Source organism: Paraglaciecola hydrolytica (assembly GCF_001565895.1).
GTDB classification, from domain to species: Bacteria; Pseudomonadota; Gammaproteobacteria; order Enterobacterales; family Alteromonadaceae; genus Paraglaciecola; species Paraglaciecola hydrolytica.
The window spans coordinates 158,060-180,586 of the sequence record NZ_LSNE01000015.1 but is presented as its reverse complement, the minus strand read 5'-3'; the positions used below and the strand labels follow the sequence as shown (position 1 = coordinate 180,586).

Below are 22,527 nucleotides of genomic sequence, written 5' to 3'. Positions count from 1 at the left end.
TATTCAACATGCAATTTAGCCCCTTAATCAAAGAATTGATCGATGCCTTAAAGATATTGCCGGGTGTGGGTACCAAAAGTGCCCAGCGTATGGCTTTTCATTTACTTGAGCGCAATCGTAATGGGGCTTTGCGTTTAAGCTCAGTACTGCACAATGCCATGGAGCATATTAAACACTGTGAGCAGTGCCGTACCTTTTGTGAAAACGCCTTATGTGAAATATGTGCCAATCCCAAACGTCAAAGTTCTGAATTATTGTGTGTGGTTGAATCGCCGCAAGATGTCCTGGCGGTTGAACAAACTCTTGAGTTTAAAGGTCGTTATTTTGTTTTGATGGGGCATTTATCGCCCATTGATGGTATTGGCCCTGCGGATATCGGTTTGGATCAGCTAGAACAGATTTTGCAGGCCGGTGGTATAAGTGAAGTGATACTAGCAACCAACCCCACGGTTGAGGGTGCAGCAACGGCGCATTACATTGCCCAGATGTGTAAAGTTCATACCATTCAAGCAAGCCGTATTGCCCATGGTGTGCCGGTAGGTGGCGAGCTAGAATTTATCGATGGCAATACCCTGACTCATGCCTTTAGTGGCAGGCGGGTTATCTAGATTTCAAAACTAGTCGCTAGAAACTAGTGAATAGTTTCGAGCAAGAGCTTTAAAAAGCAGGTTTCAGAGCAGAAAAACATATAGTTCAAGCTATACAAGCATTTAACCTTCGTGTTACAACACGGTCAATTTATTTTCACACACTGGCTACTCATAAACTCCTTTACTTAAACAGCCATCAAAGGCCTGTTTCTAAACGAATTTGTGCTCTGCAAGACAGTCCAATGTTTCTTATGTATCAAGCACTTTTAAGGTATTTAAATGGATTTAATCTATAAAAACGAAAAAAAGCTGTTTTCAATCGCTGTCATCATTTCAACTATTTTCTGGATTGCCATTATTGTTGGCACAATCGGGATAGTGTTGCTTTATTTACTGCTCGGCTATTTATTTTTCTTATTTGCCCATTCAGCATTTATTTCTCATCTTAAAGGTACTGGAGTGAAAATAACCAGCGACCAATATCCTGATTTACATGAAAAACTGATTAATGGTTGCTCCAAAGTAGGTTTAAAAAACGTACCAGAAGCCTATATTCTGAGGACTGATTATTTTAACGCTCTAGCCACTAAATTCTTGGGGCGTTATTTTGTTGTACTGTTTAGTGATGTTATAGATGCCCTCGAAGAACATCCTAGTGCAATTGATTTTTATATTGGTCATGAGTTGGGGCACATACATCGTAAACATCTGAGCTGGAGTTCTTTTATTTTTCCTGCCAGCATTTTACCTGTACTTGGAACTGCACTAAGACGGGCTGAAGAATATACTTGTGATCGTTATGGTGTGGCATGTTGCGATTCAGAAGATGATATTAAATATGCTTTGGCTGCTATTGCGGCTGGAAATAGCAGATGGAAAACATTAAATATAAACAGTTATCTGACCCAGGTTGAACAAACCAGTGGTTTTTGGATGTCTTTCCATGAACTAACTGGAGACTATCCTTGGTTAACAAAAAGAATGGCAGCTGCGATTGCACTAAAAAATGGGCAAGTGCTTAAGCATCCAAAACGCCATAAATTTGCCTGGTTCCTTGCCTTTTTTATCCCCAGATTCGGCGCTGGAGGCGCAGGTTCGCTGATTATTACTATTGCTATTCTGGGGGTATTGGCCGCGCTAGCACTTCCTGCTTATCAAGAATACGTCGAAAAATCGCGGATTGTCATGGCTTACTCTTCATCAATCGAAGTGAAAGGTAAAGTGACAGAGTATGTGTTAAGCAATGAGCAATGGCCTACATCAATGATTGATTTAGGCTATGCAAGCGCGTCCATCATTAATGAGAAAAACAACTTTGATATTGGCATGTATGATCAAGGTGTGATTGGCATTAAAACGGGTTTAACAAGTTCAGGGGATGAGCAATATATTGTTTTAGAACCAGAATTTCTTGAGGGTAGTGTGCAGTGGACATGTTATGGGCAAAATATTGATAGTGCTCAACTGCCGAGTGATTGTCGATAGTAATCAAACCTATGTATAACGGAGTAAAACTTGTTGTTTTTCATTCCGATATACTCAGTAAAAATCCTCAGCAAAGACATATTCACTGCAACTGACTTAAGTTTATTGGTCAGTAATTTTTTGATGAGCTGCACGGATCTTTTCTACCAACTCCAGCGGAGTTGGTTTGCTTAGGGCCATGCAGTAATCGGGGTAATGGTTGGCTGATAAGCTGAGCAGGGGCGTAACATAAGATTTATCCAACCCCTGGGTTACCAGTTGCCGATAGACCGAACTTTGTAATTCCGGCAATATGTCCACTCTGCCTGCCAGCAATAATGTCGCGTTGATTTTATCGTCGCCAGTGACCTGCAAGTTTTGCCCTTCTTTCAAACCCAACTTCAGCATTAATTTGTGCAAAAAAGTGTCGCGGGTAACTGCCACACTGTAGTTTTTAATGTCTTGCTCTGATGTTATGTCGATATCAGATCTACTACTCAAGCGGTAAAGTTGGTGGAGATTTTTAGCGGCAATAGGACAAATCCAATGAAACATGGATTGACGCTCTGGAGTTTGTAAAATTGTATAGATCAATACATTCTGGGTGGTTTTGGCAAGGTTCATTGCTCTCGTCCAAGGATATAGATCGAAAGTAAAATCCACTTCGGCAGCCCTTAGTACTTGTTTGACTAAGGTAGTGGATTGCCCCACTACCTGCTGCTTTTCATCCAGATAGTTATAGGGGTACCAATTTTCGGTAACCACCTGGATCTGCTCTTTTGCCAGTGTTGAATTACTCAAGCAAAGAGTAAAAACTAACAAGGAAATACCCGCTAAAAATTGATACAAACTCAACAACTCAACTAACAATTAAAATACATCAAGTACTAAAAGTAGAACATAAGCTACGTAATAAGCCCAAACTTAAAAGTATTCAAAGGCTTTTACCACTTGTTTAACGCCTTCAATATTACGGGTGATATCTACAGCAATGTTGGCTTCTTGCTGACTGACCAAACCCATCAGAAACACTTCAGCATTTTCCACTTCGATCTCGACATTAAGACCATCTACTCGTTTATCTGCCAGTAACTGAGTTTTAACTTTAGACGCCAACCATACATCGTTGGCTGCTGCACTGGTAGAAATTGGTTTACCTAGACGAATTTGATTATGTAACTTTTTAATATTTTTAATTGAACCGGCCGTTTGTTGAGCCAATTGGATCAGTTCATTGCTTGGTGCCTGACCAACTAATAAAGCGGTACCATTAAAAACCTGCACGGTTATGTTGGTATGTTTTTTTAAGGCCTCTACTTCATTTAGTGCCACTGAAATTTTGCTGGCTGCTGTTTTATCGTCAACTTGAGCGCCCAATGTTCTGCGATCATGGGCGGCTGAAGCGGCTCCCACACCGGCACCTACGACTAATACTGCGCAACCCTGAATCGTTGTAACACCCAATAACAAGGCAATAGCCACGCTTTTTTTAATGCTTAACACCTTAAAACTCCTGTAAATTTTGCGGAAACAAACAATCGTCTATGCCTTCACATAAACAATGTGTAATTAAAAAGTGCACTTCTTGAATACGAGAAGTGCGATTGGATGGCACCCGGATTTCCACATCACCTTGGCTGACTAAACCTGCCATTTCGCCACCGTCCCTGCCGGTTAAAGCGACTATGGTCATGTCTCGACTCAGTGCTGCTTCCATCGCGTTAATCAAATTACGCGAATGGCCCGTGGTGGACATCACTAACAATATATCGCCAGCTTGACCCAATGCTCTGACTTGTTTGGCATAGACCTGATCAAAATGAAAGTCATTGGCTATGCTAGTAATCGTTGCACTGTCAGGGCTAAGCGCCATGGCGGGTAAACTGGGTCTGTCACGTTCAAAACGGTTGAGCAATAACGACGAAAAATGCTGAGCACTGACCGCCGAACCACCGTTACCACAGCATAAAATCTTATTACCGTTGACCAGCGCATTAACCATCATATAGGTAGCCGCCGCTATAGCCTCAGAAAGCAGCTCCATAGACGCAATGTTTGTCTGAATGCTTTCATTAAAGTTAGCTTTGATATTTTCTACCATAATTGTCCTATTAGAGCCTGTAAGGGCGAAATAATTTTATACATTTTGTAACCAAGTATATTGCGCCGTGCCTTGGGCATTAAGTTCAATACCCACTAAGTCGATACGATGGGCCACAATGCTGGGATTCAGTCCGGCTTGATGCAGATAATGGGCGATGGCCGATTCAAATTTACGTCGTTTGTTCGCATGAAAGTATTCTACCGCATTACCATAGTGAGCCTTACTGCGAAATTTGACTTCGACAAATACCAAGGTGCCCTGTTCGCGCATAATGAGATCTATCTCGCCATTGCGGCAGCGGTAATTTTGCGCAACAAAGCTTTGACCGTTTTTTTCGAGATAACGTTTGGCCAGCCTTTCACCTTGCTGACCAATAAGTGGCGATAGTGCCTGTTTAATCCACTGCAAGCACGGTTACCCTATCTTGAATGATTTTAGCCAGTGGCAAGTGGCGATGTAATACGCCATTGTCTGCCACGTTGAGTTTACCTGTTAAGCCTTGTTTGGATAATTGTGGTAAACCTTTTAACTGACGTAGGTTATCAATCAATTCATAGGCATCAAAACCCATAGCAAACAAACGTAATAAAGAGTCCTGACGCTGGGGCCATAACTCGTTAGTTTGATTGGCTAAGTTGCTCCAGGGGTGACCTGGTAACATCCAGGGCATATCGCTAAAAGTCAGATTACGCAGATCGCGTAGGCTATTTTTACTTAACTCCATGCTGTAACTGCGCGATGAAGCAAATACTGCGAGTGGTTTGGCCGCAAAAGGGCTCAAACTGGCTTCAATAATAGGATTGAGTAATTCGGTTTGCTCAGGATTGGCAAACAGCACTATCACATCAACATCTTGGCGGTTACGTTCAACACTAAACACTTCAACATCTGCCACGTTTTCCATTTGCCTGATTCGGGCCTTACTTTGAGCAACATCCAGCAGAGATTCGGCTTGCTGACGCATATCTTTACTATCAGAGAATACCGCGATATCAGGTTGTTTAAGTATCTCACCACCGGATTTCCAGCGAGCCACAAAAGCATCTGTCATACGGCTGGTCACACTGTTGTCGGCGGTAAATATAATCGGGTGGCGATAGCCTTGTTGTTTGATATAAGAGGCCAATTGTTCGGCTTCGTCTTCTGGGGCAAGAGCAAAAAAGTAATGTTCTCTATTTAAACCTGGATTAAAGATATTGGTAGTAGGATTGACCAAGTCACTGTCAGTACGATTAAGTGCCAGCATCACTTTATCTTCAGGTAGCAGGGTACTTAGGGCGGTAATGCTTTCTTTCAACAAAGGGCCTAAAACAAAATCGTAGTCTGCGACTAAGGCATTGAGTTGCTCAGGGGTTTTTAAAGCCGAGTCAAAAAAACGTAGTTTGCGATAACGCGTATCGGCAATGCTTTGAGTGTTTTGGTTGTTAGTGTAGAGATTATAGGCAGGCTCTCTATTGTTGGTTGCCATGGTAGTGTCTTGTGATGCCGTTTTGGCTAAGTTAGCTAAGTAGGCCGCCAATATACCTTCTTTTAGGGCCAACCCTTGGCTGGCTAAACGACCGCTAAGTGGCAGCAATACGGCAATATTGGCGGCAGGTAAGGCTTGTTGAGTTAACGCTCTAGTAATTTCTGGCGGCAGGTTGCTTGCTAGGGCATGTTGGCTATGGGTACTCTGCCAATTGGCCACTTGCTCGATAAGTTGCTGTGGTTTTAAACCGTTTAGATGCAGAATAATACTGAGTTGTAGCCAGCTTTGTAATTGCCCATGAGTACTTTGCGCACGGCGTAGTTCACTCAGCTCAAGGTTTTGCAACCAACGCCAAATTTGTTGGCTTTTGGCTGGTTCAGGCATATCTGAGCGTAATAAGGCCTGACTCGCTTTTAGCCAGGCTTGTTGCTGACTAAACAAGGTGGCTTGCAGGGCATAAACTCGATGTTCGTAGCCAGTGATCAGTTTTATATCACTCAAGGATTGTTTGGCTAAGTCCAGTGCTTCTGGTGTTCCTAAGGTCACTAAACATTCACTGTATATTAGTCGCGCGGTATTAATCTGACGCTGTTCTGTGAGTTCTGGCAGTAAAACTTGTAAGAATTTTAGGCTTTTGTTGCACTCACCTTGTTGCTGCAATGCCTCAGCAGCCTTAATTAACCACTCATTGCGTTGGCTGAGTGAACCAGTTTGGGCAAAGGTTTCTTCGGCTATCTTTATATAATCTTTTTTAGTATCAATAACCGGGGGGCGAGATGGAGTAGCTTGATTCACCGTAGGTGCCTCAACAGGCTTAGTTGACGCACCACCGCAAGAGGCTAAGAGTAAAACCACTAAAGATGTTAATAAAAAACGATACAAACTCATGCCACAAACCCAGTAAAAAATATGACGAATAGTTTATAGTAACGCAAAGAAATATCTACCCGCATAGCGATTGGGTTCAGTCGGCGGAAATAGCTTTAATGGCAAATTGGGCTAAGCGCTTGAATAGGAGCAGTGCAGGTGAGTGAAATTGGAAAATTGTATATTGTGCCCACGCCAATTGGAAACTTGGCTGACATCAGTCACCGAGCATTGGCAATATTAGCCGAGGTTGATTTGATTGCTGCCGAAGATACTCGGCATAGTCTTAAGTTGTTACAACATTATGATATTCAAACTCGTTTGATTTCCTTACATGATCATAATGAAGCCCAACGAGCGTTGGAATTAATCAATAAAATTCAGCAGGGGCTGAATGTCGCGTTGATCTCAGACGCTGGCACGCCACTCATTAGCGATCCGGGTTATGGTTTAGTCAATCAGTGCCGCGCGGCCAATATTACGGTTATTCCCTTGCCCGGCCCTTGTGCTGCGACAACAGCCCTGTGTGCAGCGGGCTTGCCTACTGACCGTTTTCGTTTTGAAGGTTTTTTGCCGGTTAAAATGCAGGCTAAACATCAAGCTTTAGCCACCTTGTTACTGGAATCAGCTACCAGTGTATTTTACGAGTCTCCCAGACGCATCGCGCAAACTGTTGCCGATATCGTTGAAGTACTCGGCGCAGAGCGCGAGATCGTTTTAGCCAAAGAGCTCACAAAAACCTTTGAAACCTTTTATTCAGGCACGGCTGCCGATTGCCATACGTGGCTAGAGGCTGATCCTAATCATCAGCGCGGCGAATTTGTCTTGATGATATCAGGCGTTAAAGTCAATCAAAGCGAGGTGTCTAGCGAAGCCATGGCCTTATTGACTTTATTAATGAAAGAACTGCCCTTGAAAAAAGCCGCTGCCATAGTGGCCGAACATTATTCGTTGAAAAAAAATATTCTTTATCAAATGGGCTTGGATCTTAATCAATGAGTTTGCAGCTTCGACTTGTTTTTTATCCTTTATTCTTAAGTCTAAGTTTTTCGCTCAGTGCCGCTTGGTATCAAGATAAACAAGGCATCATGGGTACTAATATTCAGGTTGAAGTGTGGAGTGATGATGTCCAATTAGGGCAACAAGCAACTCAAGCAGTGATGGTTGAGATGGAGCGCATTAACCAGTTGATGAGCCCTTATATCGCCAGCAGTGAGCTGTCTATACTTAATGAAAATGCGGCGCAGCGGCCGGTTAAAGTATCAAAAGAACTGTTTGAGCTCATCGCGCTGTCAATCGAATTATCCAAAGAAACCCAAGGTGCCTTTGATATTACTTTTGCTAGTGTGGGGTATTTGTATGATTACCGTCAGCAGCACAAGCCCTCTGAAGAGCAAGTTAGTTCCTTGCTCGAAGCCATTAACTTTCGGCATTTGTTACTCGATAGCCAACAACAAACTATCTTCTACCAGCATCCTAAAGTGAAAATTGATTTGGGTGGAATCGCCAAAGGTCATGCTGTCGATAATGCTATCGCCATTTTGCAGGCCATGGGTATTCAACATGCATTGGTTACGGCCGGTGGTGATACCCGTTTGTTAGGCGATAGACGGGGTAAACCTTGGATGGTCGGTATACGGGATCCCAGACATGCAGATAAACAGGCGGTGATCCTACCCTTGGCCGATATTGCCTTGTCGACCTCAGGTGATTATGAACGTTATTTTGAACAGGACGGCCAGCGTTACCATCACATACTGTCACCTAAAAGTGGGCATTCAAGTTATGAGGTGCAAAGTGTATCGATAATCGGCCCCAGCAGTACTTTAAATGATGCGCTTTCTACTGCGGTATTTGTCTTAGGTGTGCAGCAAGGTATGGACTTACTCAATCGTACACCGGGTTATGACGGCATTATTGTGGATAATCAGCGTAAACTGCACTATTCCGAGGATTTAGCCCAACGTTAGGGTATGTTTGTCTTGCTTACCGATATTAGCAATACAAGCCAAAACACCCCCTAAAAATGTTATGCGGCTATCGTTTTGTTAAATAAAAACGTTTTCTCATACTGACTAAACCGGCTAATACCAACATCAATAAAGCAACCTTGGGTTCTGAAACCTGAGGTGTAGATTGAGTGGATACATTCATTAAATATTGATATTCACCAAAAAAATCAAATCCCACATCGTTGCCACCTAAGGCGAGGGTATAGTTTCCGGCAGTGAGAAAGATATCCGTTAAGCTGTTACCTGATAAAGGTGTGAATGGATCGGTGCCAACGGCATAGTTCATTGATTCACCAAACAGTCCATCAAAACTGGCAAAATTAGAAAAGTTAAAACCAGGATCGGTAAACAAAGTGCCGCTATAGAGACTAAGACCAAAGACAATATCGGACACTACGTCAAAAGACATGGTGGCATCTTGTGCTAATGAGAATGTCCAAAAATCCACTTGGTCCGAACCCATGTTGAAGGTCCAGCCATTGTCACTTGTTACCGCCCCTGCGTAATTACCATCGCCAGGCAAGCTTAACAAACTCGCTTGGCTAAAATGACTTAGCATCAACAATGTGCTTATTGCCGCTAATTTTTTTAAATATTTCATGTTGTATTCCTTACTGGTTATATCAATGTTGGAAGCCATCAAGGCTTCCAACATAATCAATTTGAGAGTTATAGGGCGCCGTTTTCCCAAGGACCGGTAATCGCAAAGGTCACGCCTGGGGTTTGGATGTTGACAAATAACCAGCGGTCGTGAAAACAAGCTCCGGCCCATTCACTGCTGGTAAAACTACGACGTTGCGAGCCATCATTTGAGTTACCAACACTGCTTAAAAAGTTTGCTGCTGTGCCGGGAAAGGCGTTATCAATAGTGGCTAAATCACCGCGGTCGAGAGCAATACGGTTTTCAGCAAAATGGAAAGTATTACCTTCTAACGTTAGGCCTACTAAACGTTTTGGGTTGGAGCCTCCATCCTCACACATTAAGATATTACCGCGCGGGCTGACGGCAATATTGTCTGGGCCATCAACTTCATTACGGCTTTGAGATTCAAAAATAATGGTCAGCGTTTCTTTGCGCGGATCGTAACAAAAGATCTGGCCAAAATTAGCGGCGCCGCCCGAAGTTGAAACGAAGTAGATTTTACCATCGTCGTACCAGCAACCTTCACCACGTTCAATGATGGCGGCGTCAAAGGCTTGATTAAAACAAGTGCTATTGTATGCCTCTGGCTCGGGTACTTCCTGCCAGCTCACGTTCCAAACTGTACCTTCAGTCAAGCCGCCACGTAGATTAACTCGTGGAGTATTGTCGAGAACCATGGCATATAAACGGCCACCTGATTTTAAATCTCCCCATGCGCCAGCAGGTACAAACTTATAAAAGGCTGAACTACCTGCATCTTCTGTTTCATAAACATAACCTGTTGCAGGATCAACGGCTGCTGCTTCGTGGGAGAAACGTCCCATTTCTACGATAGGTTGGCCATCAGACATCCCAAAACCAGGGACTTCAAAGACAAACCCGTGATAAAGACCTTGGGCATTTTGATAGGTTTCTTCACACGACATCCAGGTTCCCCAAGGTGTTGGGCCACCGCTACAGTTACGAATGGTGCCACCTAAACTGTTGTAAGAAGATAAAAACTTACCTTGCACAGTATCAAATAATATATTGGTGGTGCCGCCGCGCTGGGCAGAGTTGTAAACCCCACGACCACCACGAGGTGCTGATGTGTGGCCGCTGCTACCTTGCTCATGATTACGTACTAAACAAATAACATTACCTTTAGCTGCAACAGGTGCCATGCCATCGTGTGCTCCTGGAGTAGGTTGTCCATCCGCCTGCATCGAGCCTGTCCAACCAAAAGAGGTGTATTCAAATCCTGCAGGTAGGGCTAGTAACTCCAAGCCCGTTGCTTTGTCAGCGACTGGACTTAAGGGACCGTAAGAATCTGTATACGGCAGATTTGCGGCAACAGTACGACTAGACATTGCAGCAAAGGCTGTACCTGCAGCAACCATTGAACCACCTTTAATAAAGTCGCGGCGATTAACTAAGGGTTTAGCACTTTGTTCGTTAAGCTCATTGGGCAAAATAGTATTTTGGCTCATGTGAATTCCTTAAATTGTTGAGTGAGTGACTTACGTTTTAAGGGCCTATTCGCAAACTGCGTGAATGACCTCGCCCTGACACAGCAAGGCTAAAAGAGGCGTATGACAGTTGTCGTTAATTTGCTTTACAGTTTTGCCAAGTTTTGGTGACAGTTAGCTTACATTTTGGTGACAAGCTGATTGAACAGACACCTATACCACTTGGGTATAAGTGCACATCAGTCTCAGAGTGGGTTTGTGTGTGCTTTATTTGCTGCACTGGAGGTGGTTTGTGTCCACATGATCAATAGAATCGAAAGCTCGTACAATGCAAATACCGGCACGCCTAAGGCGATTTGCGAAATAAGATCCGGTGGTGTCATTAGCGCTGCCACAAGGAAAATCCCAACGATGGCATGGCGGCGATATTCTCTTAATCCTTTCACCGTCACAAGGCCTGCTTTGGCCATGACCAGTAATAATATGGGTAACTCAAAACTTAAACCAAAGGCGATGATGAGTTTGATCACTAAGCCTAGGTATTCACTGACTTTTGCTTCTAATTCGACACTGATAGCATCGTTGCCACCCGGGGCTTCAAAACTAATAAAAAACTCCCACGCGAGGGGCATTACCACGTAAAAGGCGAGGGCAGAGCCCATGATAAATAACACTGGAGTTAACAAGAATAGCGGCGACAAATGGCGTTGTTCTTGTTGGTAAAGTCCAGGTGCAATAAACCGCCAAATTTGGATTAAAATGAGCGGTAAAGTAAAAAATAAGGCGCTGAAAAATGCCAGTTTAAGATAGGTAAAAAAGGCCTCATGCAAACCTGTATAGATCATTCTTCTGCCGCTATCTGGGCCAAATATTTTGATGAGAGGTTGTTGTAAAAAGTGATAAATGTCGGTCGCAAAAAAATACGATATACCAAACATAAGTGCGAAAAAACTAACGCAATAAAGTAAACGAGTACGCAGTTCGAGTAGGTGCTTTAGCAAAGGAGCTTTGGAGAGATTCATGTCATCAGTTTGCATTATCAGCCCTTGCCTTGTGCACCATGGATTGGGGGTTTTGCACACAAACATCATTGCTAATAGCTTGTTCCCGCGCTAAATCTAAAGCCTGACGACGTTGTAGATGCTGTTCCGCTGTCATGCTGCCAGGTAAAAAGTCAGAGGGTAAATGACGCACTTCTTCGGGTAACATGTCGCGCCAATTTTCATTCACCTGCTGTTTACCTGAGGCAATATCTACTTCCCTTTCGAGCTGCTGCACACTGCCCAGCATGTTTTTATACATTTTTCGGGCTTTTGCGATGAATTGACCCACCGCCTTAAATAATTTAGGCAAATCTTTAGGACCGATAACAATTAAGGCTAAGACCGCACAAAACAGCAGCTCCATCCAGCTTAAATCAAACATCGTTTACTCCCTATAGGATGTATATGTTTATAAAGTGTTGGGCTTAACGCTTTGTTCACTGGGCTTTTCTGCAATATTGGGATTTGAATTTTTATGCTCTGAGGCTGTTTTTCCGTGCTGCTCACTTTCATCGACCATACCTTTTTTAAATCCTTTGATGCCCTCCGCTAAATCGCTCATCAAAGCAGGTATTTTGCCGCGCCCAAACAACAGTAAAAATAAAATCACCACCAATACGATTTGCCACATACTCATTCCCATTGCCTTTCCTTAATAGTTGAAAGAAAACACTAAGGTTGCATAAGCTTTATGTCGATGTGATGACGTTTATGTGAAGGATTTTTAGTCAGTGTTGGCTTGCAACTTATTATGTTATGTTTATCTATTCGTAAGCTTGGTCTTGTGCCTAGTGTTTATATTGATATAGCTAATCAGCTTGTACAAATGTATTAGAAAGGGTGAGTTCATTATTAAATCCAAATATGTGCCTATCATTATTGATATCGAAGCCAGTGGTTTTGGTGCCCATAGCTATCCTATTGAAGTGGGGGTGGTTAAGGCTAATGGTGAGCGTTTTTGTAGTTTGATTAAACCGCAAGCAGATTGGACTCATTGGGATGATTTTGCCCAGTCGTTGCACGGCATCAGTCCTGAGCTACTAGCCAAAAAAGGTCGTCCAGTACAAGAGGTTTGTAGCGAGCTTAACCAGTTTTTAGCGGGGCAAACCGCTTATTCAGACGGTTGGGTGGTTGATCAGCCGTGGTTGATCAAACTCTTTCATGCCGCTCGGCAAAAAATGCAGTTTTCTATTAGTCCGCTAGAAATGTTATTAAATGAAGGGCAGATGGCGGTATGGCATAGCACCAAAGATAGTTTGTTAGCTGATCTAAATCACCAGCCCCGACATCGCGCCAGTCATGATGCCGCGTTAATTCAAGACACTTTTAGAGTCACTCGCAAACTGGCCTTAGAACACAGACCCTTTATTCAAACCGCCTCCTAAACTTTAGCCAGCGAAAACAGCGTAGAAATCAGTAGTAATTAGCTAAATAGCTGGTATAAGGCTGGTGGAAATCAGCTTGCCAATAAAACCTTGAATTAACATAGCTGATCGATCTAAGCCCAGTCGTTTTAATTTTCCTTTTGAGTAAACCAGCAATGAGCGAGTCTGCCAGTCTTCAGGCTTTAAGCGAACAACAATTAAGCCTGATCGCCAGTGAATTAACTGAGTCTGGTTATGTCTTGTTATCTGAATTTTTACCGCTGCACTTAGCGCAAAGTTTGTTAATAGAAATCCACAGTATGTCCGAGCAAGCCTTTAAACAGGCCGCTATTGGCCGGGATAATTTACAGCAGCTTAATGAAAAAATTCGCAGCAATACCCTACATTGGTTGACCGGACGCAGCTTGGTACAACAGCAATATTTAGGGGTAATGGAGCAGCTTAGAAACGCCATAAACCGCCGTTTATTTATGGGGCTTTTTGATTTTGAATGCCACTATTCACACTATGCACCTGGTGATTTTTATAAAATGCACATGGATGCGTTTAAGGGCGCCAGTAATCGGGTGCTCAGCACCGTATTGTATTTAAATCCTGAGTGGCAGCCAGAGCATGCCGGCGAGTTGTTACTTTACTCAGAAGACCAAAAACAATTGTTGTTAAAAATAGCGCCTAAGTTTAACGACTGTATCTTGTTTCTCAGTGATACCTTTCCTCATGAGGTGAAAGTGACTCAAACGGATCGTTTTAGTATTGCCGGTTGGTTCAGAATAAATGCGACCGTTGCAGGCCAGCTTGATCCGCCGCGCTAAACATTTCTCATAAAATGCAGTTTGCTTGTTAGTTTATTAAGCGTTTAAATAAGTGTTATCGCCCAGTATTAAACAAACTGCATGGACAATAAAAGCAGCATTAATCAACAGCTCTCTCAACTCTATAAAGACCACTCAGGTAAAGTACTGGCGACCTTGGTGAGGTTGCTTGGTGATTTTGATTTGGCTGAAGAAGCCATGCATGAAGCGTTTTCGCTGGCACTTGGCTCGTGGGATACACAGGGCATACCTGCCAATCCCACCGCGTGGTTAATTTCTACCGGGCGCTTTAAAGCCATTGATAATCTGCGCCGCAAAAAACGTTTTGGTGAACTGGCAAGCGACATACAACAGCAAATTGATGAATTGGAAGAACATCATCAAAACCTAAGCCAGCAAGATATTGAAGACGATCAACTACGAATGATCTTTACCTGTTGTCACCCTGCTATTGATCCTCAAATTCAAATTCCCTTAACCTTGCGTGAAGTCTGTGGTCTAAGCACTGAAGAAATTGCCAGCGCCTTTTTGGTGTCGCCATCCACCATGGCACAACGCATAGTGCGCGGTAAAAACAAGATACAACAAACTAAAATCCCTTTTATCATTCCTGAGATAAATGAATTGCCCGAGCGACTTGATGCTTTGTTGTCGGTGATTTATTTAGTGTTTAACGAAGGCTATTCTGCCTCCAGCGGCGACTCACTGTTACGCATTGATTTATCGAGTGAAGCTATCCGTCTTGCGCGTTTGGTTTTAGCCTTATTGGTCGATTCAGAAGTAATGGGTCTGTTAGCTCTGATGTTATTACACGAGTCGCGGCGTCAGGCGCGTACCGACCTCGAGGGCAATATTATCTTGCTCGAAGACCAAGATCGTAGCCTATGGAATCGAGCTTATATCGATGAAGGCAGTGCCTTAGTGCAACAGGCTTTAGCGACCCGTCGTTTTGGTGCCTATACCATCCAAGCCGCTATTGCTGCGGTACATGCTCAGTCGCAGGGTACTACCGATTGGGAGCAAATCATCGCCCTGTATTCGGTTTTGTTGCAAGTGGAGCCCTCTCCCGTGATTGAGCTTAATCGTGCGGTGGCCATTGCTATGCGTGATGGTGAGCAAGCAGGTTTAAACATCATAGATGGCATCCTCGCGCGTGGTGAATTGCAGGATTATTCTAAAATGCATTCAACTCGTGGTGAATTATTACGTCGATTGGGACAAACTTCTGCAGCTATTACTGCCTTTGAACAGGCATTAGACTTAGTTAAGCAACTGCCCGAACAGCGTTTTTTACAGCAAAAACTGGCACAACTCAGAAGCCAATAAAACGTCGTTGTTAAATTTTCTAAAAATATTCTCCTCGTTTGTCGATTTACTCTTAACTCATTCGATTAATAAATACTAAACAAAAAAGACCTGAACTATTTTATTAAGGAATGTTTATGAAATTTATCTGTCTTGGTTATTTTGACGAGGCTAAATGGGCTGCGCTGCCTGAAGCTGAACAAGCCACATTAATGGAAGAGTGTATGGCCTACGACGACGAATTACGCCGTGGCAAACACTTTTTAGGGGGCGAAGCCTTAGGGGCGGCAGCAAACGCGGTGACCTTAAGGATGAAAAATGGTGGTGTTGATGTGTTGGATGGACCTTTCACGGAAACCAAAGAAATATTGGGCGGTATATTGTTACTCGAAGCCAAGGATCTTAATCATGCCATAAGCCTGATGTCTAAACATCCCGGGGTTAAAAACGGCCCCTTCGAAATACGTTGTGCCGATGAAACAATCAACCAACAAATTGCACAACGTAATAAGCAGTTCAATCAGTAATACCAAGTTAATAGGAGAGATAGGATGAAAGTCATGGTAATGGTAAAAGCCACAGCGAGTTCTGAAGCAGGCGTGATGCCAAGCGCAGAATTGATGGAGGCTATGGGCAATTTTAATCAACAATTGGTCGACGCAGGCATTATGGAGTCCGGTGATGGCCTTAAACCAAGTAGTGAAGGCTTGCGAGTGCGCTTTAGTGGAACAAAGCGCTTGGTACAACAAGGTCCCTTTGTTGAAACCAATGAACTGATTGCAGGTTATTGGGTGTGGAATGTCAGTTCGATGGATGAAGCACTGGAGTGGGTGAAAAAATGTCCTAATCCAATGATGGATGATTCTGATATAGAAATTCGACCTTTTTACAGCATGGAAGACTTTGCTGAGATCGTTGGCAGTGCAGGGGTGTTAGCCCAAGAACAAGAAATGCAGCACAAACTTGCTTTGCAAAAAGCTAGCCTCAATAACTACCTATTTTTTGGTGGGCGTTGTGAAGAAGCTCTTAATTATTATCAGCAGCATGTTGGTGCCAGAATTGGCATATTAATGCGCTTTAGTGACAGCCCTGATCCCTTGCCTGAAGGTATGTTAGCCCCAGGCTTTGAAAATAAAGTCATGCACTGTGAATTTACCTTAGGTGATAGCAAAGTATTCGCCTCTGATGGTTGTGGTGATGGCTCAAAACTCAGCGGTTTTAGTTTGGCACTGACAGTGGCTACAGCTGACGATGCCCAGCGGGTATTTGCCGCATTGTCGCAAGGTGGGCAGGTGACTATGCCCTTAGCAGAGACCTTTTGGTCGCCTCTTTATGGTCAATTGGTTGATCAATTTGGTGTGGCGTGGATGGTGATGTTGCCTGAAGCAAACAGTAACTGAGGAGTAATGTATGCAATATATGTTATTGATTTACAGTGATGAACAAAACTGGACAGAAGATGAGCGCCAAGATTGCTTTCAAAAGTCCATGTGCATAAGTGCTGAGTTAGCAGCCGAGGGGAAATTGATTTCCGCCGCTCCCCTACACTCCGTCACTACGGCGACCAGTTTGCGCATTAAAAATGGCAAACGCCACATTACCGATGGTCCCTTTGCCGAAACCACTGAACAACTTGGCGGTTATTACATTGTGGATGTAGATAATTTGGATCAAGCGTTGGAGATAGCCAGTCGTTTACCGCCAGCACAAAAAGGCACTGTCGAGGTTAGACCTTTGTTTCCTTTGCCAGAGAGACTCACAAATTGACACTCGATTACAGCCGACAAGCGTGATCATCAGCCGGTAATTAACGTTTTTACTTGCAAACCTGAAGGCCTGTTATCTCGGCTGGCAGCACAGTTTGTTAAAACTTGCCAAACTGGTTGAGCCTGACATTAAGCAATAGTGACAACAGTTTTAGACACAGTATTGAGCACAGCAAAGGAGAATAAACATGACAGAGCTGGTGACCTGCATATGGTTCGACCATGGAGAAGCTCGCAAAGCTGCGGAGTTTTATGCCGCTACTTTTCCAGATAGCCATGTGGATCGTATCAATATCGCACCCAGTGACTATCCGGGTGGTGGTCAAGAAGGTAGCGAACTGACGGTGGAATTTACCCTATTGGGACGCAAGTTTGTTGGTTTGAATGGTGGTACGTATTTCACACCCAACGAAGCGGTGAGTTTTATGCTGGTGACCGAAAACCAGCGAGAAACCGATCACTACTGGCAGGCGATTGTTGGTAATGGTGGCAGCGAGAGCGCATGTGGTTGGTGCAAGGATCGTTGGGGTTTTTCTTGGCAAATTACCCCAGGACGATTGCTTGAAATGATGACCAGTACGGTTCCAAACGAAGCAAAACTGGCTTTCACAGCAATGATGCAGATGACCAAAATCGATATAGCAAAGCTTGAAGCAGCGCTAGCTGATCATTAGAAAAAGAAGTCTTTAATACTTAAATAGACATGTTGTTGTCATTAACAGGAGAAATAATATGAAGTATGTAGATGGTTTTGTATTGGCGATACCGACAAAAAATCGTGAAGAATATCGAAAGTTTGCACAAGAAGTTTCCGCAGTATTCAAACAACATGGCGCGTTAAACGTGGTGGAGTGCTGGGGCAATGATGTGCCAGAAGGCAAAATTACCTCCTTTCCCATGGCGGTCAAATGCCAACCAGATGAAACCGTGGTTTTTTCGTGGGTAATGTGGCCATCAAAAGAAGTACGTGATCTAGCTCATCCTAAAATCATGCAAGATCCGGGGTTTGATATGGAAAAAAATCCCATGCCCTTTGATGGAAAACGTATGATCTATGGCGGTTTTGAAATGATAGTGGATGAGTAAAAGACGACTCAGTGGCAAGTTTGTATGGCAGCTAATATAAAGAGCATGATCTTTTAAGCAGCTAGACAACGATAGACATGCCTTAAACATCAAAAATCAAAATAATAGACAAAAGATCAAGCTTAAATACTTTACTTTTTGTTGTGTTTATATACAGTGTTTGGCTTGTTTTTACTGACCTTTGTGCTCAGCATTTTTAGCTTACTACTTTTAGCGTTTTAAAAAAGGAATTGTCATGTCACGCCGAGTTGCCGTTTTATTTTCTGTGGCTGTTTTAGCTGTCATCATACTAGTTATAGGTGGTATCAAAGCCAAACAAATTGAGTTTATGATGGACAGTGGTGCTGCTTTTGCGCCACCGCCTGAAACCGTTAGTGTGAGTGAAGTCCAGCAGCAAACCTGGCCTAATACTCTTACTGCCGTAGGCTCACTTGAGGCATGGCAGGGCTTAACCGTGACGGCAGAAGTTGAAGGGCGTATTGCTAAAATTCACTTTGATTCTGGCCAACAAGTAAAAGCAGGTGACTTGTTAATCGAACAAGAAGCCGGTAACGAACAAGCACAGCTCAGAGCTTCCTCGGCACGACTTGAACTGGCTAAAAATAATCTTAAACGTCTGCATTCATTGCGTGACAAACAATCCGTATCACAAAGTGCCTTAGACGAGGCAGCCCAACTGCTTGATTCTACTCAAGCGGAAGTGGATGGTCTTAAGATTACTTTGGCGAAAAAACGTATTGTTGCGCCTTTTGATGGTCGCTTGGGGATCCGCAAAGTCTATTTAGGTCAAGACTTGCCTATAGGGTCTGAAGTTGTCACTTTGCAATCTATTGAGCAATTGCGGGTGAATTTTCGCATTCCACAGCAATGGGTAAACAAAGTTAAAGCCGGTTATCCTGTGCTGGTGGGCACTCAGCAAGGTGACAGAGTCAGTGGTGAAATCATCGCCACTGCTGCTGAAATTAATAGCCAGTCGCGTAACTTGCACGTGCAAGCCCAAATAGATAATTCGCTGCACACCTTATTACCGGGTATGTCGGTAGGACTAGAAATTACCTTACCTGATGAACAACACGTACTGGTTATTCCAAATACCGCGGTATTATACGCGCCCTATGGTGACACTGTGTTTGTCATTGAAAAAGGTCAAAAAGGGCAAGTGGATACGGTTAGACAGCAGTTTGTAAAACTCGGTTTTGCGCGAGGTGATTTTGTAGCCGTAGAAGATGGTCTAGAGCTTGGTCAACAAGTGGTCAGTGCCGGAGCGTTCAAACTGTTTAATGGCATGGCGGTGGTGCAAACCGATAATCCTGAACCACCACGCAGCCTTAATCCTCAGCCTACTGACTCCTGAGGATTCGTCCTACTATGAACTTTACCGATTTATTTATTAAACGCCCTGTTGTATCTATTGTGGTGAGTATTTTGATCTTGCTGGCTGGGTTCCAAGCTGCCACTAGTTTGACCGTGCGCCAATATCCTAAAAGCGATGTTTCGGTGATCAACATCCAAACCGTCTACATTGGTGCCAGTGCTGACTTGGTCAAAGGTTTTATCACCAGCCCCTTGGAGCGAGCCGTTGCTTCTGCAGAGGGAATTGATTACGTGGAATCGAGTTCGTCCTTGGGATTTTCTGATATCAAAGTCCACTTAAAACTAAACTTTGATCCCATCCGCGCCATGTCAGAAATTAATGCCAAAGTGAATGCGGTACGGGGAGAATTACCACCTGAAGCTGAAGTGCCTGCTTTGAGTATTATCTCTGCTGACAGTGAATTTGCCGCCGCTTATTTGAGTTTTACTTCTGACATCTTAACTCAAAATCAAATCACTGATTATTTGCGCCGTAGTATTCAACCACGTTTGGCGGCTATCGATGGTGTGCAAAAAGCTGAAACCTTAGGTGGTAGGGTATTTGCTATGCGTATTTGGCTTAAACCCCAAGCCATGGAAGCCATGAATGTTACGCCCAGTGAGCTACGTCAGGCCTTAGCGGCCAATAATGTACAAGCCACTTTGGGGCAAACTCGGGGCATGTTAACCCAGGTTAATTTAAGCGCTGATACCGACTTAAATTCCGTTGAAGATTTTCAGCAACTTATTATCCGGCGCACAGCTCAAGGTACTGTGCGTTTAGCTGATGTGGCCGATGTGGAGTTAGGCGCAGAAGATTATAATACGGTGGTCAGTTATTCGGGCCAGACAGCGGTATTTATGGGCGTATGGGTCATGCCGACCGCCAACGCCCTAGATGTGATGAAGGCTGTGCGGGAAGATATGGCGGCAATTCGCGAAAAACTACCCACCGGCTTAGATGCCATGGTGTCTTATGATTCTACCGAATATATAGAATCTGCCATCGAAGAGGTGATCAAGACCCTGTCCGAGACCTTGCTCATTATCATCATAGTGATTTTTTTATTTTTAGGTTTCAGCCGCTCTGTATTGATCCCCGTTTTTGCTATTCCTTTGTCGCTAATTGGCGCGCTGTTTTTAATGCAAATGTTTGGTTTTACCTTAAATCTGCTGACCTTATTAGCCATTGTGCTGAGTGTGGGTTTGGTGGTGGATGATGCCATCGTGATGGTAGAAAACATCGAACGACACATTGAAGAAGGCCAAAGCCCTATTCAGGCTGCGCTGATAGGTGCTCGTGAATTAGCTGGGCCTATTATTGCCATGACAGTGACCTTAGTGTCGGTATATGTGCCCATTGGTTTTCAAGGTGGACTAACAGGTACTTTATTCCGAGAATTTGCTATTACCTTGGCTGGGGCCGTGAGTATTTCGGCCATTGTTGCATTAACCTTGTCGCCCATGTTGGGCTCTCGTTGGCTCAAAACCCATAAAAAAGTGCAAGCCCCACTAGGTCCCATTTTCGATAGATTTCAAAAATTTTATACTCGCAGTCTAACTGGTAGTTTACAAAATCGCCCAGCGGTTTATTTGTTTTGGGTGGTAATCGCGTTTTTAGCTGTGCTGATGTACATAATGTCTCCCACTGAATTGGCACCCAATGAAGATCAAGGGGTTATTTTTGGCATTACCGAAGCACCCGCTAATAGTACGATTGATCAGTCGGTGTTTTATGTTAATCAGGCCAATGATGTTTATCAAAGCATAGAGGAAACCGATTTTACCTTTTTGTTAACCTTCCCCAGTGGTGGCTTTTCCGGCATGGTGGTTAAACCTTGGGAGCAACGTGAGCGCAGCGTATTTGAAATTTTGCCAGAGGTGCAAGAAAAACTCGCGGGTATTAGTGGTGTGCGTATATTTCCGGTGACACCGCCTGCATTACCCGGTGGTGGCAGTTTTCCTTTTGAGTTTGTATTGACCTCACAAGCCGATCCTGAACAGATTTATGAGATATCCCAGGTACTAGTGAGTAAAGCCATGGAAAGTGGCATGTTTGCCTTCCCTCCTATGATCGATTTAAAAATTGACCAACCCAATGCACGTTTAAAAGTGAGCCGTGAAAAAGTGGCTGAACTGGGTTTGGATATGCAAACAGTCACTCGCGACCTGGCGGTATTACTGGGTGGTAACTATGTAAACCGCTTTAATATGGAGGGTTACAGTTACAAAGTCATACCTCAGGTGAAACGTAGCGCTAGGCTTAATCCCAGTGATATAGAAGATCTCTACGTAACCGGATTGGGCGGCAATATGATAAGGGTTGCCGATATTGCAGAAATCGAAATTGATACTGTGCCACGTAGTCTTAATCGCACCCAGCAAATGAACTCAGTTAAAATTAGTGGTCAGCCTACTACCTCCTTAGACGAAGCCCTAAGTTATATGGAGGACGAAGCACGAAAGATCATGCCGCAAGGTTATGGCATTGACTATACGGGCCAGTCACGGCAATTACGTTTGGAAGGGAACTCGTTTTTACCAGCCTTTTTAATGGCCATTACCATGATATTTCTAGTCTTGGCAGCGCAGTTTAATAGTTTCCGTGATCCCTTAGTGATACTCGGCGGCTCTGTGCCTTTGGCTTTGTTTGGTGCCATGGTTTTTACCTTTTTAAAAATCCCCGCACCTATGCCTTATTGGACTGATGGCTGGACAACCACCTTAAATATTTATTCCCAAGTTGGCTTAGTAACCTTAGTGGGTCTTATCGCCCGTAACGGTATTTTGGTGGTGGAATTTGCTAATAAACTGCAAGAACAAGGCAAGTCGAAATTAGAAGCGGTACAACAAGCTTCCATTATCCGTTTACGCCCGGTGATGATGACCAGCATAGCCACTATCGCCGGGCATACTCCCTTGATATTTGCTGACGGCGCTGGCGCTGGTGCCCGTAACGCCATTGGTTTGGTCTTGGTCTGTGGTATGGCCATAGGCACGATATTCACGCTCTACGTATTACCCTCGGTGTATATGTTGTTGGCTAAAGATCACAGCAAAGCCGAACATTTGCAAAGTGAATATCAGAATTAATGACTTAAGGGTACTCTGGGCTTATTTCGTAATCTTGGTAACCGCCAGATAAACCCAGAGGCTGAGCAACAGCTGAGATTTTGTTACC

At 43.8% G+C, this 22,527-nt stretch carries 24 protein-coding genes; 14 read left to right on the top strand and 10 right to left on the bottom strand.

Features of this window, described 5'->3' with window-relative positions:
- Window positions 1-8 precede the first annotated feature (8 nt).
- Together recR and AX660_RS20840 are read left to right on the top strand one after the other, a co-directional pair.
- The gene (gene recR / locus AX660_RS20845; protein WP_068381632.1) at window positions 9-608 is read left to right on the top strand and encodes a recombination mediator RecR; all 600 of its coding nucleotides are present in this window, start codon (window positions 9-11) and stop codon (window positions 606-608) included.
- A gap of 261 nt (window positions 609-869) precedes the next feature.
- Window positions 870-2,075, top strand: coding sequence for a M48 family metalloprotease (locus AX660_RS20840; protein ID WP_068381629.1), 1,206 nt, complete (start codon window positions 870-872; stop codon window positions 2,073-2,075).
- A 102-nt stretch (window positions 2,076-2,177) separates the two neighbouring features.
- On the opposite strand, the gene AX660_RS20835 is transcribed toward AX660_RS20840, so the two are convergent.
- From AX660_RS20835 to AX660_RS20815, 5 genes are read right to left on the bottom strand one after another with little or no spacing between them, the layout of a single operon-like run.
- Entirely contained in the window at window positions 2,178-2,924 is a 747-nt protein-coding gene (locus tag AX660_RS20835; RefSeq protein WP_068381625.1) for a substrate-binding periplasmic protein, read from the bottom strand.
- Window positions 2,925-2,978: 54 nt separating this feature from the next.
- Window positions 2,979-3,557 carry a BON domain-containing protein gene (locus AX660_RS20830; protein ID WP_068381622.1) on the bottom strand — a complete coding sequence of 193 codons (579 nt, stop codon included), beginning with the start codon at window positions 3,555-3,557 and terminating at the stop codon, window positions 2,979-2,981.
- Window position 3,558: 1 nt separating this feature from the next.
- Window positions 3,559-4,155 carry a phosphoheptose isomerase gene (locus AX660_RS20825; RefSeq protein ID WP_068381619.1) on the bottom strand — a complete coding sequence of 199 codons (597 nt, stop codon included), beginning with the start codon at window positions 4,153-4,155 and terminating at the stop codon, window positions 3,559-3,561.
- 36 nt (window positions 4,156-4,191) lie between these two features.
- On the bottom strand, window positions 4,192-4,566 hold the full coding sequence (locus AX660_RS20820; RefSeq protein WP_068381616.1) for a YraN family protein: 375 nt from the start codon (window positions 4,564-4,566) through the stop codon (window positions 4,192-4,194).
- A complete protein-coding gene (locus tag AX660_RS20815; RefSeq protein WP_068381613.1) occupies window positions 4,553-6,514 on the bottom strand; it encodes a penicillin-binding protein activator in 1,962 nt (653 codons plus the stop codon). The genes AX660_RS20820 and AX660_RS20815 overlap by 14 nt, the downstream gene beginning before the upstream one ends.
- A 138-nt stretch (window positions 6,515-6,652) precedes the next feature.
- Between AX660_RS20815 and rsmI the strand changes: the two genes are divergently transcribed.
- Both rsmI and AX660_RS20805 read left to right on the top strand, forming a co-directional pair.
- A complete protein-coding gene (gene rsmI, locus AX660_RS20810; RefSeq protein WP_068381610.1) occupies window positions 6,653-7,492 on the top strand; it encodes a 16S rRNA (cytidine(1402)-2'-O)-methyltransferase in 840 nt (279 codons plus the stop codon).
- Window positions 7,489-8,463 (top strand): FAD:protein FMN transferase, encoded by a 975-nt coding sequence (locus tag AX660_RS20805; RefSeq protein ID WP_068381607.1) that lies wholly within the window; start codon window positions 7,489-7,491, stop codon window positions 8,461-8,463. The genes rsmI and AX660_RS20805 overlap by 4 nt, the downstream gene beginning before the upstream one ends.
- Before the next feature lie 67 nt (window positions 8,464-8,530).
- On the opposite strand, the gene AX660_RS20800 is transcribed toward AX660_RS20805, so the two are convergent.
- The 5 genes from AX660_RS20800 to tatA form a co-directional block, all read right to left on the bottom strand.
- The gene (locus AX660_RS20800; RefSeq protein ID WP_068381604.1) at window positions 8,531-9,106 is read right to left on the bottom strand and encodes a hypothetical protein; all 576 of its coding nucleotides are present in this window, start codon (window positions 9,104-9,106) and stop codon (window positions 8,531-8,533) included.
- 68 nt (window positions 9,107-9,174) lie between these two features.
- Window positions 9,175-10,617: an alkaline phosphatase PhoX gene (locus AX660_RS20795; protein WP_068381601.1), complete on the bottom strand. Its 1,443-nt coding sequence runs from the start codon at window positions 10,615-10,617 to the stop codon at window positions 9,175-9,177.
- Window positions 10,618-10,841: 224 nt separating this feature from the next.
- Complete coding sequence (gene tatC / locus AX660_RS20790; RefSeq protein WP_068381599.1) at window positions 10,842-11,633, bottom strand: twin-arginine translocase subunit TatC; 792 nt, start codon at window positions 11,631-11,633, stop codon at window positions 10,842-10,844.
- Window positions 11,623-12,021, bottom strand: a complete 399-nt coding sequence (locus tag AX660_RS20785; protein WP_068381596.1) for a Sec-independent protein translocase subunit TatA/TatB — start codon at window positions 12,019-12,021, stop codon at window positions 11,623-11,625. Before AX660_RS20785 ends, tatC begins: the two co-directional genes overlap by 11 nt.
- A gap of 27 nt (window positions 12,022-12,048) precedes the next feature.
- Window positions 12,049-12,276, bottom strand: coding sequence for a twin-arginine translocase TatA/TatE family subunit (tatA, locus tag AX660_RS20780; protein ID WP_235594801.1), 228 nt, complete (start codon window positions 12,274-12,276; stop codon window positions 12,049-12,051).
- Window positions 12,277-12,505: 229 nt separating this feature from the next.
- Between tatA and AX660_RS20775 the strand changes: the two genes are divergently transcribed.
- From AX660_RS20775 to AX660_RS20730, 10 genes are all read left to right on the top strand, one after another.
- Window positions 12,506-13,024 carry a 3'-5' exonuclease gene (locus AX660_RS20775; protein ID WP_235594800.1) on the top strand — a complete coding sequence of 173 codons (519 nt, stop codon included), beginning with the start codon at window positions 12,506-12,508 and terminating at the stop codon, window positions 13,022-13,024.
- Between the two features lie 155 nt (window positions 13,025-13,179).
- A complete protein-coding gene (locus AX660_RS20770; protein ID WP_068381590.1) occupies window positions 13,180-13,836 on the top strand; it encodes a 2OG-Fe(II) oxygenase in 657 nt (218 codons plus the stop codon).
- 81 nt (window positions 13,837-13,917) lie between these two features.
- On the top strand, window positions 13,918-15,162 hold the full coding sequence (locus AX660_RS20765; RefSeq protein ID WP_068381586.1) for an RNA polymerase sigma factor: 1,245 nt from the start codon (window positions 13,918-13,920) through the stop codon (window positions 15,160-15,162).
- Window positions 15,163-15,278: 116 nt separating this feature from the next.
- Window positions 15,279-15,668, top strand: coding sequence for a YciI family protein (locus tag AX660_RS20760; protein ID WP_068381583.1), 390 nt, complete (start codon window positions 15,279-15,281; stop codon window positions 15,666-15,668).
- Between the two features lie 24 nt (window positions 15,669-15,692).
- Entirely contained in the window at window positions 15,693-16,541 is an 849-nt protein-coding gene (locus AX660_RS20755) for a YciI family protein (RefSeq protein ID WP_068381579.1), read from the top strand.
- Between the two features lie 10 nt (window positions 16,542-16,551).
- On the top strand, window positions 16,552-16,908 hold the full coding sequence (locus tag AX660_RS20750; protein ID WP_068381576.1) for a YciI family protein: 357 nt from the start codon (window positions 16,552-16,554) through the stop codon (window positions 16,906-16,908).
- Between the two features lie 187 nt (window positions 16,909-17,095).
- On the top strand, window positions 17,096-17,581 hold the full coding sequence (locus tag AX660_RS20745) for a VOC family protein (RefSeq protein ID WP_068381574.1): 486 nt from the start codon (window positions 17,096-17,098) through the stop codon (window positions 17,579-17,581).
- 58 nt (window positions 17,582-17,639) lie between these two features.
- Window positions 17,640-17,993: a DUF1428 domain-containing protein gene (locus tag AX660_RS20740; RefSeq protein ID WP_068381572.1), complete on the top strand. Its 354-nt coding sequence runs from the start codon at window positions 17,640-17,642 to the stop codon at window positions 17,991-17,993.
- A gap of 235 nt (window positions 17,994-18,228) precedes the next feature.
- Window positions 18,229-19,347 (top strand): efflux RND transporter periplasmic adaptor subunit, encoded by a 1,119-nt coding sequence (locus tag AX660_RS20735; RefSeq protein ID WP_068381568.1) that lies wholly within the window; start codon window positions 18,229-18,231, stop codon window positions 19,345-19,347.
- Window positions 19,348-19,361: 14 nt separating this feature from the next.
- A complete protein-coding gene (locus AX660_RS20730) occupies window positions 19,362-22,439 on the top strand; it encodes an efflux RND transporter permease subunit (RefSeq protein WP_068381566.1) in 3,078 nt (1,025 codons plus the stop codon).
- Window positions 22,440-22,527 lie beyond the last annotated feature (88 nt).

Excerpts from the sequence above, each read along its gene's own strand:
- AX660_RS20745 (WP_068381574.1), top strand. The coding sequence starts at position 17,096 with ATGACAGAGCTGGTGACCTGCATATGGTTCGACCATGGAGAAGCTCGC.
- AX660_RS20805 (WP_068381607.1), top strand. The coding sequence starts at position 7,489 with ATGAGTTTGCAGCTTCGACTTGTTTTTTATCCTTTATTCTTAAGTCTA.
- recR (WP_068381632.1), top strand. The coding sequence starts at position 9 with ATGCAATTTAGCCCCTTAATCAAAGAATTGATCGATGCCTTAAAGATA.
- AX660_RS20795 (WP_068381601.1), bottom strand. The coding sequence starts at position 10,617 with ATGAGCCAAAATACTATTTTGCCCAATGAGCTTAACGAACAAAGTGCT.
- AX660_RS20730 (WP_068381566.1), top strand. The coding sequence starts at position 19,362 with ATGAACTTTACCGATTTATTTATTAAACGCCCTGTTGTATCTATTGTG.
- AX660_RS20750 (WP_068381576.1), top strand. The coding sequence starts at position 16,552 with ATGCAATATATGTTATTGATTTACAGTGATGAACAAAACTGGACAGAA.
- AX660_RS20765 (WP_068381586.1), top strand. The coding sequence starts at position 13,918 with ATGGACAATAAAAGCAGCATTAATCAACAGCTCTCTCAACTCTATAAA.
- tatA (WP_235594801.1), bottom strand. The coding sequence starts at position 12,276 with ATGAGTATGTGGCAAATCGTATTGGTGGTGATTTTATTTTTACTGTTG.
- AX660_RS20770 (WP_068381590.1), top strand. The coding sequence starts at position 13,180 with ATGAGCGAGTCTGCCAGTCTTCAGGCTTTAAGCGAACAACAATTAAGC.
- AX660_RS20840 (WP_068381629.1), top strand. The coding sequence starts at position 870 with ATGGATTTAATCTATAAAAACGAAAAAAAGCTGTTTTCAATCGCTGTC.
- AX660_RS20825 (WP_068381619.1), bottom strand. The coding sequence starts at position 4,155 with ATGGTAGAAAATATCAAAGCTAACTTTAATGAAAGCATTCAGACAAAC.
- AX660_RS20740 (WP_068381572.1), top strand. The coding sequence starts at position 17,640 with ATGAAGTATGTAGATGGTTTTGTATTGGCGATACCGACAAAAAATCGT.
- tatC (WP_068381599.1), bottom strand. The coding sequence starts at position 11,633 with ATGCAAACTGATGACATGAATCTCTCCAAAGCTCCTTTGCTAAAGCAC.
- AX660_RS20735 (WP_068381568.1), top strand. The coding sequence starts at position 18,229 with ATGTCACGCCGAGTTGCCGTTTTATTTTCTGTGGCTGTTTTAGCTGTC.
- AX660_RS20785 (WP_068381596.1), bottom strand. The coding sequence starts at position 12,021 with ATGTTTGATTTAAGCTGGATGGAGCTGCTGTTTTGTGCGGTCTTAGCC.
- AX660_RS20760 (WP_068381583.1), top strand. The coding sequence starts at position 15,279 with ATGAAATTTATCTGTCTTGGTTATTTTGACGAGGCTAAATGGGCTGCG.
- AX660_RS20755 (WP_068381579.1), top strand. The coding sequence starts at position 15,693 with ATGAAAGTCATGGTAATGGTAAAAGCCACAGCGAGTTCTGAAGCAGGC.
- AX660_RS20800 (WP_068381604.1), bottom strand. The coding sequence starts at position 9,106 with ATGAAATATTTAAAAAAATTAGCGGCAATAAGCACATTGTTGATGCTA.
- AX660_RS20815 (WP_068381613.1), bottom strand. The coding sequence starts at position 6,514 with ATGAGTTTGTATCGTTTTTTATTAACATCTTTAGTGGTTTTACTCTTA.